The organism is Tepidimonas alkaliphilus, from assembly GCF_007556595.1.
GTDB lineage: Bacteria > Pseudomonadota > Gammaproteobacteria > Burkholderiales > Burkholderiaceae_C > Tepidimonas > Tepidimonas alkaliphila.
The window spans coordinates 104,871-119,934 of record NZ_VJNB01000005.1 but is presented as its reverse complement, the minus strand read 5'-3'; the positions used below and the strand labels follow the sequence as shown (position 1 = coordinate 119,934).

Genomic DNA, 15,064 nt, shown 5'->3' with positions numbered 1-15,064 from the left:
GCGATGAACGTCACGCTCAAATTGTTTGCGACGCTGTCGGATCATTTGCCCGCCGCAGGCCACGGCAACTCCATCACTCTGCCGCTGCCCGACGGCACCACGGTGCAACAGGCGATCGACCGCCTCAACCTGCCGCCTCAGCTCGTGCACCTGGTGCTGGTCAACGGCGTGTATGTGGCCCCGCCGCAGCGCCCTGAGCGCCGTCTGCAAGAAGGCGACGTGCTGGCCATCTGGCCGCCGGTGGCCGGCGGTTGAGGCGACGGGGCGGTTTTGACAGCGTCACAACCCTCAGCCGCCAGCCGCCGTGGGATGGTTTGCTTGCGCCGCGGCGTTAGGTGGCGGGTTTGGCTGTGGGTTGCCGGGGCCACAGCAGCCCCAGCACCGTGTAGGCCAGCACGGTGGTGGCCACAAACCCGACGCCATAGACGATCATGATCAAGAACCAGTCGGCGGGACCTGCGGCGTCGGTGAAGCCCGACGACGACACCGCCGCCATGATCACCAGCGCCAGGCCGCCGCCCAGCAGGCCCAGCAGCTCGGCGCGCACTAGCCGGCGCGACACCAAGCCGCCTTCGCGTCGCCATACCCACACGAAGCCCGCCACCGCCGCCAGCGCCAGCAGCGGCAGAATCCACAGCAGCGGCCCCAGCATTTCCTGGAACACCGCCAGAAACACCATCGGATCGTAGTCCTTCATCGTCTCCTCGCTACTTGTTGAATGGGCTCAGGCGCGTCCGCGCAGCATGCTAAGGTAAGTGGGCTTGAGCGCCATCGTCTTCATCACCCAGCTGACCCACAGCTCCTCCAGTGGCGCGATGAACCCCGGGAACGATTGGTAGAGGTTGTCGTGATAGTCAAACTCGATCAGCATCGCGCGGCCCAGCCGGGTGATCAGCGGGCAAGAGGTGTAGCCGTTGTAGGTTTCGCTGGAGGGCTTGCCGGTGATGTCGCCGATCAGGTGGTCCACCGCCACCGGCACCTGCCATTTGACGCTGGCGGCGGTCTTGCCCTTGGGCACGCCAGCGATGTCGCCGACGCCGAACACATTGGCGTAGCGTTTGTGGCGCAGCGTCTCGCGGTCCACCTCCAGCCAGCTCTCGCGGGCAAACGGCCCGTCCTGCCAAGGCAGCGGGCTGTTGCGCACCACCTCTGGCGCGCGCATCGGCGGCACCACGTGGATGAAGTCCCACTGCATCTCGGTGCGGCCCGCCGGCGACTCGTAAGTGGCGATGCGCCGCCCCGCATCGATGGCCACCAACCGGTGCTCCAGGTGCGTCTTGACGCCGCGATCTTGGAACAGCATGCGCACCTTTTCGGCCACAATCGGCACCGAAAACAGCGTTTTTTGCGGCGCAAAATAGTGAAGTTCGGCCTTGCCGCGCGTGCCGGCGCGGCGCAGCCGGTCGTCGGTGATGAAGGTGTATTTGAGCGGCGCGCCGGCGCACTTCATGTCGGTATGAGGGCGGCCCATCAGCGCCACGCCGCCTTTTTGCGCGAAGGCGGCCATCGTCTTCCACGTTTCAGCGGCAGCCTGCGGGCCGTAATAAACGCTGCCGATGCCCTCGCGGCCGATCAGGCCGGGGTCCATGCCCTCGATGCCGCCGTAGTTCAGCTCCAGCCCGCAGGCCACGATCAAAAAGTCATACGGCACCGCGCGCCCGCTGGCGGTGACGACCTTGCGTGCGTCGGGGTCGAGCTCGGCGGCGGCTTCCTGCACCCACTCCACGCCGCGCGGGATGTATTCCTGCGTGGTGGAGACGACATAACTGGCCGGCTTGATGCCCGCGCCGACCAGCGTGTAGCCGGGTTGGTAGTAGTGCTCGCGCCGGGCGTCGATCAGCGTGATCTGCGCGCCCTGCAGCCGCTGCGACAGGCGCGAGGCCGCCGCCAGGCCGGCGGCGCCGGCGCCGACGATGGCGATGCGGGCCTGGGTGCGCACCGGCTCGGTGGCCGCGCGTGCGGGGGTGGTGGTGGCGCCGACGCCGGCCAGCGCCACGCCGCCGCCAGCCAGCATGGCCAGCCGGCGCAGCGCGGCGCGACGGTCAACATGATGGTCGTTCATCCTCTGCGTCCTCGTTTCATACTCTCGGGAGTTTGTATGATCAAAAACACGTGGTCCAGTTCATTTGATATTTCTCAATCGATCGGGCTCGTCTAGCCTAGGAGTTTCCCGCATATGGCCTCCCAAGCCACCGTCACCTTGACCCGCCGCAGCGGCTACCAGTTCGACATCGACTTCGGCACCGGCTGGCCGCACCTGTTCAGCGACGAGCCGGCCCCGCTCGGCCACGGGCAGGGCCCCACGCCCAACCACCTGCTGCTGGCGGCGGTGGCCAACTGCCTGTCGGCCAGCCTGACGTTTGCGCTGACCAAGTTCAAGAACGACCCCGGCACGCTGCGCGCGGTGGCGCGCTCCACCGTGGATCGCAACGAGCAAGGCCGGCTGCGCATCCAGCGCATCGAGGTGGACATCCAGCTGGAGCGCCCCGGCGCCGACTACGAGCACCTCGACCGCATCCTGGCGCAGTTCGAGGAGTTCTGCACCGTCTCGATGAGCGTGCGCCAGGGGGTGCCGATCGACATCCGCGTGCTGGACGGCGCCGGTCAGCGGCTCAAGGGCTAAAGCGGCCCGCCGAGCGCGGCGATCAGGTCGTCCAGCAGGCTGGACAGCTCGCCGGTGGCGATCGCCGCATCGGCGTCGAAGCGGTCGGCCTCGCCGTGGTCGCTGGCCTCGAACGCGCCGTCGTCGAAGGCGATGCGGCGCAGCTGCAGCGCCTCGGTCAGCACGAGCTGCACGCGCCCGCGCCAGTCCAGCGCCAGCCGCGTCGGCCGCTTGCCCTGCGCCAAGTGCTCGCGCATCGCCTCGGCGTGCAGCACGTGGCGCGCGAAGCGCACCACCGGCGGGCTGTCGCCGTCGCCCTTGAGCTCCACCTCGCGCCCCGGTGCGAAGGGCGCCGGCCAGTCCTCGGTGCGGCTCCCCAGCCAGGCCGCCATGGCGCTGGCCGGGGAGGTGGCGGTGGCCAGCGGCTCGGCGCGCCAGCCCGGCAGCGCCTCCACCAGCGCGGTGGTGGCGGCGTCCACGCGCCGCGCGGTCGTGGTGTCCAGCAGCAGCCGGCCGGCGCGCACGTCCCACCAGACCCACACGTCCGCCGTGCTGGCGAACGCCCGCGGCAGCAGCTCCTGCTGGATCGCCTCCTTCAGCTCGCGCTGCTCGCGCCGGCCCGGCTGGCGGCCTTCGGCGGCCTCGATCCGCGCGCAGCGCGCCTCCAGTTCGCGCCGCACCGCCGCCGCCGGCACGCGCTTGTGCTCCAGCCGCAGCCGCATCAGCCGGTGCCCGGCCACCGCCTCCACCAGCGGCGCGTGCGCATCGTCGCGCGGCGGCACCCAGCCCAGGCTTTCGGCCTGCGTCGGCCCGCACGGCACGAAGGGGCGCCGCCGCAGCGCCTCCTCGATCGCCTCCAGCTCCAGCGCCGGCGCCTCGGCCACGCGAAGCACGGTCAGGTTCTTGAACATCAGCCCGGTTTCCCTGTGGCCGCGCGCGGCGGTGGCCCCCTCAGGCCCGCCGGGTGCGGCCAACAAAAAGGCCCCGCGAGCGGGGCCGGTTCGGTTCTGGAGCGGCTGATGGGAATCGAACCCACGTCTTGAGCTTGGGAAGCTCAGGTCCTACCATTGAACGACAGCCGCACGGAACGCTATTTTAGCGAATTCCCGCGCACCCGCCTCGACCGTCGGCTCGCGCGCGAGCCGGCTTCCGGTCGTGGGGGAGGCGGCCGCAAGGCTGGTTCAACCGCGCGCCACCTCCCACCCGACGATCTGGCGCTTCGTGGGGCTGAACTCCACGCCGAGTTCGATCACCTCCTCAATGCCCGGCGCGCCGCGGTGCTTGGCGGCGTAATCCTTGGCCTTGAGCTGGCGCATCGCCTCGCCGGTGGGGGCGTCGCCGTCGATCACCTTGAACTCGATCACCCACGCGCGGCCCGCATGGCGGATGACGAGGTCGCACTGGCCCGGGTTGGAGACCTCCTCCGGCACGATGTCCAGGCCCAGGCTTGCCAAGTGGCTGTAGAAGACGCTGGCGTAATAGCCTTCATACTGCGCAATCGGGTTGGCGCGCACCCAATCGTGCGGGATGCTGGCGTAGAGCCGCTCGAAGTGCGCGCGCAGGGCTTGCGCATCGCCATCGGTGAGCAGGTCGTACAGCCGCAGGGTCAGTTGCGACAGCGGGGTGCCGCCCGGCAGCCACCCGCCCAGCAGCAGCGCCTCGTTGAGGGCGCTGCGCACCTCGAGGTTGGGCACGCGCAGCGTGTAGACCGTGGCAGCGCCCTTGCGCTGCTGGCCGTCGATGGTCAAATACCCCGTCTGCCACAGCAGCGCCTCGGGCTCGATACGCTCCACGTCAAAGGTGGAGAGCAGCTGCTCGCTGGCGTAGAGCCGCTCCAGCTGCGGGGTGAAGAACCCCTTGCCGCGCAGCCACTCCACGAGAAACGTCGGCGTGCCGGTCTCAAACCAGTGCGCGCGAAACTGCCGCTTGTCCAGCAGCAACAGCACGTCGAACGGGTTGTAAACGCTCACCGGGCCCCAGCGGTAGCCGTTGTACCAGCGCCGGATCTCCTCGCGGTCCAGCGGCTGGCCCTCTTGCTTGGCAGCCTCCAGCTCCGGCGCAAACACCGTGTCGATGTCCTCCTCGGTGTAGCCGCACAGCGTGCCGTAGCGCTCGTCCAGCGTGATGTCGTTGAGGTTGTTGAGCCCTGAGAAGATCGAGACCTTGCTGAATTTGGACACCCCCGTCAGCAGCACGAAGCGCAGGTCGGCGTCTCTTCCCTTGATGACGCTGTAGAGGTTGCGCAAGCCCTCGCGCATGGCGCGGGCGATCTCAGGGGCTTCGAGGTTGTCGAGGATCGGCTTGTCGTATTCATCGACCAGCACCACGGCCTGGCGGTGGTGGGTCTCAGCGGCGCGCTCGATCAGCGCATCGAAGCGCAGCGGGATGTCGGTCTGCGGCGGCGGAAGCTCCACGCCCAGATGACGGGCGTTGGCCTCCAGCTGCGCGTGGATGTGCTCTTCCAGCTGTTCGCGCCGCTGCAGCCGCCCGGCGGCAAAGCTCAGCCGAATCACCGGGTGGGGCTTGACCCAGTCCCAGTGGTCGGCCAGGAAGAGCTTCTCTCGCGGCGCCGTGCCATCCGCGCCGTCGTGCGCATCGAACAGCTGCCGCTTGCCCTCGAACGCGCAGGCGATGGTGTCCAGCAGCAGGCTCTTGCCGAAGCGGCGCGGGCGGGAGAGAAAGTAGAACTTGCCGCTGTCCGCCAGGCGCGCGACGAGCGGCGTCTTGTCCACGTAGTAGTAGCCGCCCTCGCGGATGTCGCGCAGGGTCTGGATGCCGATCGGCAGTTTGCGGCGGGTGGGCGTGACCCGGTTCATGCCGCCAAGGGTAGCACGGTCACCCCCACCGGATCGCCGCCGCCGCTCGGCGGGGAGGGTGGGCGCGGGGCCTTCCATTCACGTTGCGACCACCTGCCGCGCGCTGCCGTTCACTTGAGCACGTCCCCGATGCAGATGTATTTCAGCTCCAGGTATTCGTCGATGCCGTGGTGCGAGCCTTCGCGGCCCAGGCCCGACTGCTTGACGCCGCCGAACGGCACGTGCTCGGTGGCCAGGATGCCGACGTTGACGCCGACCATGCCGTACTCCAGCGCCTCGGCGACACGGAAGATGCGTCCCACGTCGCGGCTGTAGAAGTAGCCCGCCAGGCCGTATTCGGTGTCGTTGGCCATGCGGATCACCTCGTCCTCGGTGCGGAAGCGGAACACCGGCGCAAACGGCCCGAAGGTCTCCTCCCGGGCGCACAGCATGTCGGGCGTGGCGTCGGCCACCACCGTGGGCGCATAAAACAGCCCGCCCAGCCGCCGCCCGCCGGTCAGCAGCCGCGCGCCCTTGGCCAGCGCGTCGTCCACGTGGCGCTGCACCTTCTCCACCGCGGCCTCCTCGATCAGCGGGCCCTGGTTGACGCCCTCCTCGAAGCCGTTGCCGACCTTGGCGGTGGCCACCTTGGCGGCGAACTTCTGCACGAACGCCTCGTACACCCCCTCCTGCACGTAGATGCGGTTGGAGCAGACGCAGGTCTGGCCGGCGTTGCGGTACTTGCTGGCAAACGCCCCTTCCACCGCGCTGTCGATGTCGGCGTCGTCGAAGACGATGAACGGCGCGTTGCCGCCCAGCTCCAGCGACAGCTTCTTGATCGTCGGGGCGCTTTGCGCCATCAGGATGCGGCCGACCTCGGTGGAGCCGGTGAAGCTCAGGTGCCGCACCACGGGGCTGGCGCACAGCACCTGGCCGATCTCGACGCTGCCGGGGCCGTCGCTGGTCAGCACGTTGAGCACGCCGGCTGGGATGCCGGCGCGCATGGCGAGCTCCGCCGCCGCCAGCGCCGTCAGCGGCGTCTGCTCCGCGGGCTTGATCACCACCGTGCAGCCGGCGGCCAGCGCCGGGGCCACCTTGCGCGTGATCATCGCCAGCGGAAAATTCCACGGCGTGATGGCCGCGCAGACGCCGATCGGTTGCCTGAGCACCAGCAGCCGGCGGTTCATGTCGAAGGGCGGCAGCGTCTCGCCGTTGACGCGCTTGGCCTCCTCGGCGAACCACTCGACGAAACTGGCGCCGTAGGCCACTTCGCCCTTGGCCTCCGGCAGCGGCTTGCCCTGCTCGGCGGTCATCAGCCGCGCCAGATCGTCCTGGTGGGCCATGAGCAGTTCGTACCACCGGCGCAGGAGGTTGGCGCGTTCCTTGGCCGTGCGGTGGCGCCAAGCCGGCCAGGCGGCGTTGGCCGCGGCGATGGCGGCTTCGGCCTCGGCAGGCCCGAGCCGGGCCACCTCCGCGAGCCTGGCCCCGGTGGCTGGGTCGTGCACGGCAAAGCGCGCCGGGCCGGCCACCCAGCGGCCGTCGATCAGCGCGTCGGTCTTCAGCAGCGTGGGATCACGCAGCAGGGCAAGCGGCGAGGTCGGCATGTCCATCGAGAAACTCCATCCATCCAGGCTCCGATGATCGCGGTACTGTAGCCCGGCTGGCGTGCGCGTGGCGGTACAGCGCGCGACAGCCTGCACGCCGTTGTGCCGGGCTGTGGGCCGATACAGCTGCGCGGGCGTCGGCTGTCGGCGTCGTCAGCGATACCGCACGCCCGGCAGCACGCACAGCATCTCGTACAGCAGGTTGGCGCCGAGCAGCGCGGTGTTGCCGCTCGGGTCGTACGGAGGGGAGACTTCGACGAGGTCACACCCCACCAGCCGCAGGCCACGGCAGCCGCGCACGATTTCCAGGGCCTGCGGGACCGTCAGCCCCCCGATTTCCGGGGTGCCCGTTCCTCCGGCGTAGGCGGGGTCGATGCCGTCGATGTCGAAGCTGAGGTAGGTCGGGGTCTGCGGCCCGATCTGCTGACGAATCTCATCCATCAGCGGTGCCAGCGTTTGTCCCCAGACCTCGTGGGCAGGCACGAGGTGAAATCCTTGGTGGCGCGGCCAGTCGAAGTCGTCGATGGCGTAACCCGTCCCCCGTAGCCCGATCTGCCAGACCTTGTTCCTCTGAAGCAGCCCTTCCTCGACCGCCCGCCGGAAAGGCGTGCCATGGGCCAGCGGTTCGCCGAACATGGTGTCATTGACGTCCGCGTGGGCATCGACGTGGATCAGCGCCACCGGGCCATGTCGGGCGGCCACCGCGCGCAGGATCGGCAGCACGAGGGTATGGTCTCCGCCCAGCGTCAGCGGAATGCAGCCGGCGTCGATGATCGGGCGGTAGTGGCGCTCGATGATGTCGACCGATTTCGGCAGGTGGTAAGGATTGATCGGCACGTCGCCGAGATCGGCTACCTGCAGCGTGTCGAACGGTGCGGCACCCGTGGCCATGTTGTAGGGCCGCAGCAGAGCCGACTCGGCGCGGATCTGGCGCGGACCGAAGCGGGCGCCGGGGCGGTGGCTGGTGCCGATGTCCAGCGGCACGCCGATGAATGCGGCGTCGAGGCCGTGCGGGGTGTCGGCCGCCGGCAGGCGCATCATCGTCGCCGGCCCGCCGAAGCGGGGCATCTCGTTGCCGCCGAGCGGCTGGTTGCGCGGCGGGATGGGTTGGACCGGTTCGTTCATCGCCGGGTCCTTCCGCGCAGCCACTCCAGGGTCAGCATCAGGGCCGTGGTGAAAAGCGTCAGCAGCGTCGCCACCGCGGCGATCGTCGGGGAGATGTTTTCACGAATGCCGGTGAACATCTGTCGGGGCAGCGTCACCTGGTCGGGGCCGGCCAGGAAGAGTGTGACCACGACCTCGTCGAAGGAGGTGGCAAAGGCGAACAGCGCGCCGGACAGCACGCCGGGAGCGATCACCGGCAGCGTGACGCGGCGGAATGTCTCCAAGGGGCTGGCGCCAAGGCTGAGGCTGGCGCGCACGAGGTTCTGGTTGAAGTTCTGCAGCGTGGCGGTGACGGTGGTGACGACGAACGGCGCGCCCAGCGCCGCGTGAGCTAGGATCAGGCCGAGGTAGGAGTCGTTGAGGCCGAGGCGGGCGAAATAGAGGTAGGTGCCGACCGCCACCACGATCACCGGCACCACCATCGGCAGCAGGATGAGGCTGTTGACCAGCTCCTTGCCCGGGAAGCGCGAGCGCGCCAGTCCCATAGCCGCCAGCGTGCCCAGCACGGTGGCGATCAGCGTCGCAGCGGGGGCGACGATGAAGCTGTTGCGGGCGGCGCGCGCCCACTCCGGTGTCGAGGCCATCTCGCGATACCAGCGCAGCGACCAGCCTTCGATTGGATACGCGAGGAACGTACTGTCACTGAACGACAGCGGCACGATCGCCAGGATCGGCAGCAGCAGGAACACCAGCACCAGAGACGCCATCAGCCGCAGCGCCCACCAGCCCAGGATGTCCGGCCAGCGGTAGTGGGCGGGCAGGTCCGGTCGAAGTCGCAACCCGTTCATGCAGTCACCCCAGACTGAGACCGCCGCGCGCGACGCGACGGTAGAAGCCGAACAACACCAGCGTGGCGGCGAGCAGCACCCCGCCGAGGGCGCACGCCATGCCCCAGTTGACCTCCACGTTGGTGTACTGGGCGATGTAGTAACTCAGCATCTGGTCACCGGCCCCGCCCAGCAGCGCGGGGGTCACGTAGTAGCCGATCGACGTGATGAACACCAGCAGGCAGCCCGCGGCCACGCCCGGATAGGTCTGCGGCACGTAGACGCGGAAAAAGGCGGCCAGCGGGTGGCTTCCGAGGGAGACGGCGGCGCGCAGGTAGTTCGCCGGCACGCTCCTCATCACGCTGTACAGCGGCAGGATCATGAACGGCAGCAGGATGTGCACCATGGCGATGATCACGCCAGTGCGGTTGAACAGCAAAGGCAGCGGCGCGTCGATGAGGCCCAGCGCCTGCAATCCTCGGTTGATCAGGCCGTTGCTCTGCAACAGCACGATCCAGGCCGCGATGCGCACCAGCACCGAAGTCCAGAACGGCAGCAACACCAGGATCAGCAGCAGGTTGGCACGTCGTTCCGGCAGCGTCGAGAGCCAGAACGACAGCGGGTAGGCCATCAGCAGCGCCACGACCGTCACGGTGGCGCTGATGCCGAAGGTGCGCAGCAGGATATCGCCGAAGACGGCCTCCTCCGGCGGCAGCCGGTGCAACCCGCCGTCGACGTCGCGGCGCAGGTCGACCGCCGACAGCAGATAGTCCAGGGTCCAGCGCCGCGTGTTCTTGGCGATGGCGCGCCAGTATTCGAGTTCGGCCCAGCGCACGTCGAGCTCCAGCAGCGCCGCGCGGGCCTTCTCGGGAGGCGGCGGGGCCGAGCGGACGGCACGGTAGGTGCCCATGATCAGCGAGCGCGCCCCGGGCACCTCGCTGTTAAGCCGCCGCGCCAGCGCACCGGCCTGGGCCGGCTCCTCGATGGCGTACAGGTCGGCCACGACGGCCGCGTAAGCTGCATCCGGCGGGGCGTGGTGTCTGTCCCAGTGCTGCAGGGCACGGGCGGTGGCGGGCAGGGCGTCGGCGACCTCGGGGTTCTCGACGCCGCGCAGCAGCATCGCGCCCAGCGGCACCAAAAAGAACACCAGCAGGAACAGCAGCAGCGGGGCGGTCAGGGCCGCCGCACGCCACTGCTGGCGCCGCTGGGCGCGCCGCAGGCGCCGCACGAGCTCGCGCCCAGCTACGCCCATGGTGGCTGGGGTCACTGTGCCGCCCATGCCGCGAAGCGCTTCTCCAGGGCCTCACCCTGGTCGGCCCAGAACTGGATGTTGAAGCGCAGTGCCTCGCGGCTGTTGGCCGGCGACGTGGGCAGCTGCTCCAGCACCTTCGCATCCAGACGGGCGATCGCCTTCGTGTTGGTGGGGCCGTAGGAGATCAGGCGGGCGTATTCGGCTTGTGCCTCGGGGGTGCTGGCCAGCGCGATGAACCGGTGCGCCAGATCCCGGTTCGGCGAACCCTTCGGGATGACCCAGTAGTCGAGGTCATAGATGCCACCTGTCCAAGTAATCTTGAGGTTGCGACCTTCGCGCTGGGCAGCGTCGATGCGGCCGTTGTAGGCGGTGGTCATGACGACGTCGCCGGCGACGAGGAACTGGGGCGGCTGGGCGCCAGCCTCCCACCACTGGATGTGGGGCTTGAGCTCGGTCAGCTTGCGGAAGGCCCGGTCGGCGCCTTCCTTGGTGGCCAGCACCTTGTAGACGTCGGCCGGCTTGACGCCGTCGGCCATCAGGGCGAACTCCAGGTTGTAGCGAGCTCCCTTGCGCATGCCGCGCTTGCCCGGATATTTCTTTACGTCCCAGAAATCGGCCCAGCTCTTCGGGGCGTCCTTCAGTCGGTCGCCGTTGTAGGCCAGCACCGTCGACCACACGAACGTACCGACTCCGCAGTCGTGCACGGCGTCGGGCATGAAGTCGGCCTTGTTGCCGATCTTGGACCAGTCCAGCTTTTCGAACAGCCCCTCGTCGCAGCCGCGGCTGACATCCGGGCTTTCGACCTCGACCACGTCCCACGTGACACGCCGGGCCTCGACCATGGCCTTGATGCGCGCCTGCTCGCCGTTGTACTCGACGGCAGTCACCCGCACGTTGGCCGCCTTCTCGAAGGGCTCGATGTAGGCCTTCTTCTGGGCGGCACCGTTGGCACCGCCAAAGTTGACGACCGTCAGCGTGGCCTGTTGCGCGTAGGCCGTCCAGGCGGTCAGCGCGATGGCGGCAGCGATGGCAGCGGGGATGGCAGCACGTTTCATCGAGGATCTCCTCTGGTGGTGGAAGACGTCATCGGTAGGCGCGCAGGTGTTGCGCGGGCAGGTGCAGCCGGATCGGTTGCCCGGGCTGGACGGGAGCGGCTACCAGTGGCCGCTTAACCGTGATTTCATGTTGCGCATGGCGACAGCGCAGCCTGACGTGGTCGCCGAAATAGATCACGTCCTCGACCGTGGCCGTCAGGACGTTGTCGCTGGCGGTCTCGTCGTCGGCCAGCACGCCGATGCGCTCCGGGCGGATGCAGCAGGTCACCGGGGTGCCGGGGCCGGCGGCGTTGACGTTGACCGCGGTCAGGCGGACGCCGCCGACATCGACAATCACACCCCCCTCCTGGACGGCAGCCACCGTGCCGGGCAGGTTGGTGCTGTCGCCGACGAAGGTGGCGACGAAGCGGTTGACGGGGGTCTCATAGAGGCGTTCGACCGGGTCGATCTGCTGGATGATGCCGTCGTTGAACACGGCCACCCGATCGGACATCGTCAGGGCCTCGGACTGGTCGTGCGTCACGTAGACGAACGTCAGGCCGAGGCGGCGGTGCAGGGCCTTGAGCTCCAGCTGCATGTGTTCGCGCAGCTGCTTGTCCAGCGCCCCGAGCGGTTCGTCCATCAGCACCAGCTGTGGGTCGAAGACCAGCGCTCGCGCCAGCGCGACGCGCTGGCGCTGCCCGCCCGACAGCTGCGCCGGATACCGGTCGGCCAAGGCCGTCATCTGCACCATGTCCAGCGCGCGCCGGATCCGCCGCTCCCGTTCGGCGCGGTCGAGGCGACGCACCGTCAGCGGATAAGCGATGTTTTCCGCCACCGTCATGTGCGGAAACAGCGCGTAGTCCTGGAACACCATGCCGAAGTGGCGCTTGTGTGGCGGGGTGTGGGTGATGTCGCGCTCGCGCAGCAGGATGCGGCCGGCCGTCGGCGTCTCGAAACCAGCCAGCATCATCAGCGTGGTGGTCTTGCCCGATCCGGACGGCCCCAGCAGCGAGATGAACTCCCCCGTCTCGATCGTCAGGTGCAGGTTGCGCACGACGAGGTGTTTGCCATCGTAGGTCTTCTGGACGGCGTCGAAGGTGACGAGGGGGTTGGCGGCCATGGGACTGGGTCGGACGATGATCGACACTCTAGCCAACGACGGGGCATTCGGCCGGTACAGTTGGCGCCGCCCTACGCGGGCGCTGTACCGCCGCGCGGGCCGGTACATGGATTCCCGGAGGCCTGTGACGGTGCATCCGGCACCTCCATGGGGACGTCCGATGCGCCAACATGGGGATATCCTGCTGCACGGATGGCTTTATTCCCATGTCGCCGGCGCCGTTCCCAACCCCGGCGGCGGCAGATGGGCCATCGGGCGTTGCCCGTCGAAGCGCACCGGGTGCGCCACCATCGGTGGGCGGTTCTGTCGGGCCGGCAGCACGAGGCCGCGCGCACGGGTGTGCGGGTGGGCCATCACCTGCGCCAGGTCGTGGATCGGGGCGCACGGCACGCCGGCGGCTTCGAGCGTCTGCACCCATTCGGCGGTGGGGCGCGTGCGCAGCCAGTCGGCGATGCGCGGCACCAGTTCGCCGCGGTGCTGCACGCGCGCCGGGTTGGTGGCGTAGCGCGGGTCGCGCGCCACCTCGGGGTGGCCGGCTGCCTCGCAGAAGCGGGCGAACTGCGCGTCGTTGCCGACCGCCAGCACCAGGTGCCCGTCGGCGGTGGCAAAGGCTTGGTACGGCACGATGTTGGGGTGGGCGTTGCCCAGGCGCCGGGGCGTGGCGCCGCCGATCAGCTGGTTGGCGGCCTGGTTGGCCAGCATCGCCACCGCGACGTCGAACAGCGCCACGTCCAGCACGCGCCCGCGGCCGGTGCGGGCGCGTTCGTGCAGGGCGGCCAGGATCGCCGTGGCGGCGTAGAGGCCGGTCATCAGATCGACCACCGCGACGCCGACCTTCAGCGGCTCGCCGTCAGGCTCGCCGGTGATGCTCATCAGGCCCGCCTCGGCCTGGATGGCGAAGTCGTAGCCGGGCTTGGACGCCAGCGGCCCGCTCTGGCCGTAGCCGGTGATGGAGCAGTAGATCAGGCGCGGGTTTAGGCGTGTGAGGCTTGCGGCATCCAGCCCAAACTTGGCCAGCTGGCCGACCTTGTAGTTTTCCAGCAGCACGTCAGCTTCGGCGGCCAGGCGCCGCACCTGCGCGATGCCGTCGGGGTGGGTGAGGTCCAGCGCCACCGAGCGCTTGCCGCGGTTGGCGCAGATGAAGTAGGCGGACTGGCGCGCTGCGCCCTCGCCCCACCACGGCGGGCCCCAGGCGCGGGTGTCGTCGCCGCTGCCGGGGCGCTCGACCTTGAGCACGTCGGCGCCGTAGTCGGCCAGGATCTGGCTGGCCCACGGGCCGGCCAGCACGCGTGACAGGTCCAGCACCCGCACGCCCTCCAGCGGCCGGGGCGGGGCCGGGGCAGCGGACGGGGGAGGGGTGGAGGCATCCATCGGCCGCCCCCTGTTCAGTTGGCGAACGCCGCGATGCCGGTGATGGCGCGGCCCAGGATCAGCGCGTGGATGTCGTGCGTGCCTTCGTAGGTGTTGACGACCTCCAGGTTGACCAGGTGGCGCGCCACGCCGTATTCGTCGCTGATGCCGTTGCCGCCCATCATGTCGCGCGCCATGCGGGCGATCTCCAGCGCCTTGCCGCAGCTGTTGCGCTTGCAGACGCTGGTGAGCTCCACCGGCGCGCGCCCCTCGTCCTTGAGCCGCCCCAGCCGCAGGCACGCCTGCAGGCCGATGCCGATCTCGGTCAGCATGTCCGCAAGCTTCTTCTGGATCAGCTGGTTGGCCGCCAGCGGCCGGCCGAACTGGCGCCGATCCAGCACATACTGGCGCGCGCGCAGGTAGCAGTCTTCCGCCGCGCCGAGCGCCCCCCACGCGATGCCGTAGCGCGCGCTGTTCAGGCACGTGAAGGGGCCTTTCAGGCCGCGGATCTCGGGGAAGGCGTTCTCCTCGGGGCAGAAGACGTCGTCCATGACGATTTCGCCGGTGATGGAGGTGCGCAAGCCCACCTTGCCGTGGATGGCCGGGGCCGACAGGCCCGCCCAGCCCTTTTCCAGCACGAAGCCGCGGATCTGGCCGTCGTCGTCCTTGGCCCAGACGACGAACACGTCGGCGATCGGCGCGTTGGTGATCCACATCTTGGCGCCGCTCAAGCGCCAGCCCCCCGGCACCTTGCGCGCGCGCGTCGTCATGCTGCCCGGATCGGAGCCGTGGTTCGGCTCTGTCAGGCCAAAGCACCCCACCCACTCGCCGCGGGCGAGCTTGGGCAGGTATTTTTGCCGCTGCGCCTCGGTGCCGAATTCGAAGATCGGCACCATCACCAGCGAGCTCTGCACGCTCATCATGCTGCGGTAGCCGCTGTCGATGCGCTCGACCTCGCGCGCGATCAGACCGTAGCTGACGTAGTTGAGGCCGGCGCCACCGTAGGGCTCGGGGATGGTGGGGCCCAGCAGCCCCAGCTCGCCCATCTCGCGGAAGATGGCGCGGTCGGTCCGCTCGTGGCGGAACGCCTGCTGCACGCGCGGCAGCAGCTTGTCCTGGCAGTAGGCGCGCGCGGCGTCGCGCACGGCGCGCTCCTCCGGCAGCAGCTGGTCGTCGAGGAAGAACGGGTCGGCCCAGTCGAAGGCAGTCTTGGTCTGGCTCATGGCGCGAGTGGAAGCGATCGAGGGAAGCGGGGTGGCACCCTCGGGGCATGCGCCGCAGGGATGCCGTGTCGGAATCGTAGGGAGACGGTTGCCCGGGGGCAAACGATTTTTTGTGTTGCCGATATGAGCGAAACGCATACCGTATGCACG

Annotated in this window: 14 protein-coding genes and 1 tRNA gene; 2 read left to right on the top strand and 13 right to left on the bottom strand. The window is 69.1% G+C overall.

Features of this window, described 5'->3' with window-relative positions; translation table 11 throughout:
* Positions 1–3 precede the first annotated feature (3 nt).
* Entirely contained in the window at positions 4–255 is a 252-nt protein-coding gene (locus Talka_RS06405) for a MoaD/ThiS family protein (RefSeq protein ID WP_143890286.1), read from the top strand.
* 76 nt (positions 256–331) lie between these two features.
* Here Talka_RS06405 and Talka_RS06400 read toward each other — a convergent pair whose 3' ends face one another.
* Positions 332–697, bottom strand: coding sequence for a DUF5368 family protein (locus tag Talka_RS06400; RefSeq protein ID WP_143890285.1), 366 nt, complete (start codon positions 695–697; stop codon positions 332–334).
* Positions 698–724: 27 nt separating this feature from the next.
* Positions 725–2,062: an NAD(P)/FAD-dependent oxidoreductase gene (locus tag Talka_RS06395; protein WP_143890284.1), complete on the bottom strand. Its 1,338-nt coding sequence runs from the start codon at positions 2,060–2,062 to the stop codon at positions 725–727.
* 114 nt (positions 2,063–2,176) lie between these two features.
* Here Talka_RS06395 and Talka_RS06390 point away from each other — a divergent pair, with 114 nt between their 5' ends.
* Positions 2,177–2,623: an OsmC family protein gene (locus Talka_RS06390; protein ID WP_143890283.1), complete on the top strand. Its 447-nt coding sequence runs from the start codon at positions 2,177–2,179 to the stop codon at positions 2,621–2,623.
* On the opposite strand, the gene Talka_RS06385 is transcribed toward Talka_RS06390, so the two are convergent.
* The 11 genes from Talka_RS06385 to Talka_RS06335 all read right to left on the bottom strand — a co-directional run bounded on the left by Talka_RS06385 (position 2,620) and on the right by Talka_RS06335 (position 14,914).
* Complete coding sequence (locus tag Talka_RS06385; RefSeq protein WP_143890282.1) at positions 2,620–3,513, bottom strand: recombination-associated protein RdgC; 894 nt, start codon at positions 3,511–3,513, stop codon at positions 2,620–2,622. The two genes, Talka_RS06390 and Talka_RS06385, sit on opposite strands and share 4 nt — an antisense overlap.
* Positions 3,514–3,610: 97 nt before the next feature.
* Positions 3,611–3,684, bottom strand: a tRNA-Gly gene (locus Talka_RS06380).
* 99 nt (positions 3,685–3,783) lie between these two features.
* Positions 3,784–5,418: an ATP-binding protein gene (locus Talka_RS06375; protein ID WP_143890281.1), complete on the bottom strand. Its 1,635-nt coding sequence runs from the start codon at positions 5,416–5,418 to the stop codon at positions 3,784–3,786.
* 110 nt (positions 5,419–5,528) lie between these two features.
* A complete protein-coding gene (locus Talka_RS06370) occupies positions 5,529–7,007 on the bottom strand; it encodes an NAD-dependent succinate-semialdehyde dehydrogenase (RefSeq protein ID WP_143890280.1) in 1,479 nt (492 codons plus the stop codon).
* A gap of 147 nt (positions 7,008–7,154) precedes the next feature.
* The gene (speB, locus tag Talka_RS06365; protein WP_143890279.1) at positions 7,155–8,126 is read right to left on the bottom strand and encodes an agmatinase; all 972 of its coding nucleotides are present in this window, start codon (positions 8,124–8,126) and stop codon (positions 7,155–7,157) included.
* Entirely contained in the window at positions 8,123–8,953 is an 831-nt protein-coding gene (locus tag Talka_RS06360; RefSeq protein WP_143890278.1) for an ABC transporter permease, read from the bottom strand. The genes speB and Talka_RS06360 overlap by 4 nt, the downstream gene beginning before the upstream one ends.
* Before the next feature lie 4 nt (positions 8,954–8,957).
* On the bottom strand, positions 8,958–10,211 hold the full coding sequence (locus tag Talka_RS06355; RefSeq protein ID WP_143890277.1) for an ABC transporter permease: 1,254 nt from the start codon (positions 10,209–10,211) through the stop codon (positions 8,958–8,960).
* Positions 10,196–11,239 carry an ABC transporter substrate-binding protein gene (locus tag Talka_RS06350; RefSeq protein ID WP_143890276.1) on the bottom strand — a complete coding sequence of 348 codons (1,044 nt, stop codon included), beginning with the start codon at positions 11,237–11,239 and terminating at the stop codon, positions 10,196–10,198. The genes Talka_RS06355 and Talka_RS06350 overlap by 16 nt, the downstream gene beginning before the upstream one ends.
* Positions 11,240–11,267: 28 nt before the next feature.
* Positions 11,268–12,341: an ABC transporter ATP-binding protein gene (locus Talka_RS06345; RefSeq protein ID WP_143890275.1), complete on the bottom strand. Its 1,074-nt coding sequence runs from the start codon at positions 12,339–12,341 to the stop codon at positions 11,268–11,270.
* Between the two features lie 198 nt (positions 12,342–12,539).
* Positions 12,540–13,712: a CaiB/BaiF CoA transferase family protein gene (locus Talka_RS06340; RefSeq protein ID WP_143890274.1), complete on the bottom strand. Its 1,173-nt coding sequence runs from the start codon at positions 13,710–13,712 to the stop codon at positions 12,540–12,542.
* A gap of 14 nt (positions 13,713–13,726) precedes the next feature.
* Complete coding sequence (locus tag Talka_RS06335; RefSeq protein WP_143890273.1) at positions 13,727–14,914, bottom strand: acyl-CoA dehydrogenase; 1,188 nt, start codon at positions 14,912–14,914, stop codon at positions 13,727–13,729.
* Positions 14,915–15,064: the final 150 nt, after the last annotated feature.

Excerpts from the sequence above, each read along its gene's own strand:
- Talka_RS06390 (WP_143890283.1), top strand. The coding sequence starts at position 2,177 with ATGGCCTCCCAAGCCACCGTCACCTTGACCCGCCGCAGCGGCTACCAG.
- speB (WP_143890279.1), bottom strand. The coding sequence starts at position 8,126 with ATGAACGAACCGGTCCAACCCATCCCGCCGCGCAACCAGCCGCTCGGC.
- Talka_RS06335 (WP_143890273.1), bottom strand. The coding sequence starts at position 14,914 with ATGAGCCAGACCAAGACTGCCTTCGACTGGGCCGACCCGTTCTTCCTC.
- Talka_RS06385 (WP_143890282.1), bottom strand. The coding sequence starts at position 3,513 with ATGTTCAAGAACCTGACCGTGCTTCGCGTGGCCGAGGCGCCGGCGCTG.
- Talka_RS06400 (WP_143890285.1), bottom strand. The coding sequence starts at position 697 with ATGAAGGACTACGATCCGATGGTGTTTCTGGCGGTGTTCCAGGAAATG.
- Talka_RS06405 (WP_143890286.1), top strand. The coding sequence starts at position 4 with ATGAACGTCACGCTCAAATTGTTTGCGACGCTGTCGGATCATTTGCCC.
- Talka_RS06345 (WP_143890275.1), bottom strand. The coding sequence starts at position 12,341 with ATGGCCGCCAACCCCCTCGTCACCTTCGACGCCGTCCAGAAGACCTAC.
- Talka_RS06395 (WP_143890284.1), bottom strand. The coding sequence starts at position 2,062 with ATGAACGACCATCATGTTGACCGTCGCGCCGCGCTGCGCCGGCTGGCC.
- Talka_RS06350 (WP_143890276.1), bottom strand. The coding sequence starts at position 11,239 with ATGAAACGTGCTGCCATCCCCGCTGCCATCGCTGCCGCCATCGCGCTG.
- Talka_RS06370 (WP_143890280.1), bottom strand. The coding sequence starts at position 7,007 with ATGGACATGCCGACCTCGCCGCTTGCCCTGCTGCGTGATCCCACGCTG.
- Talka_RS06355 (WP_143890277.1), bottom strand. The coding sequence starts at position 10,211 with ATGGGCGGCACAGTGACCCCAGCCACCATGGGCGTAGCTGGGCGCGAG.
- Talka_RS06340 (WP_143890274.1), bottom strand. The coding sequence starts at position 13,712 with ATGGATGCCTCCACCCCTCCCCCGTCCGCTGCCCCGGCCCCGCCCCGG.
- Talka_RS06375 (WP_143890281.1), bottom strand. The coding sequence starts at position 5,418 with ATGAACCGGGTCACGCCCACCCGCCGCAAACTGCCGATCGGCATCCAG.
- Talka_RS06360 (WP_143890278.1), bottom strand. The coding sequence starts at position 8,953 with ATGAACGGGTTGCGACTTCGACCGGACCTGCCCGCCCACTACCGCTGG.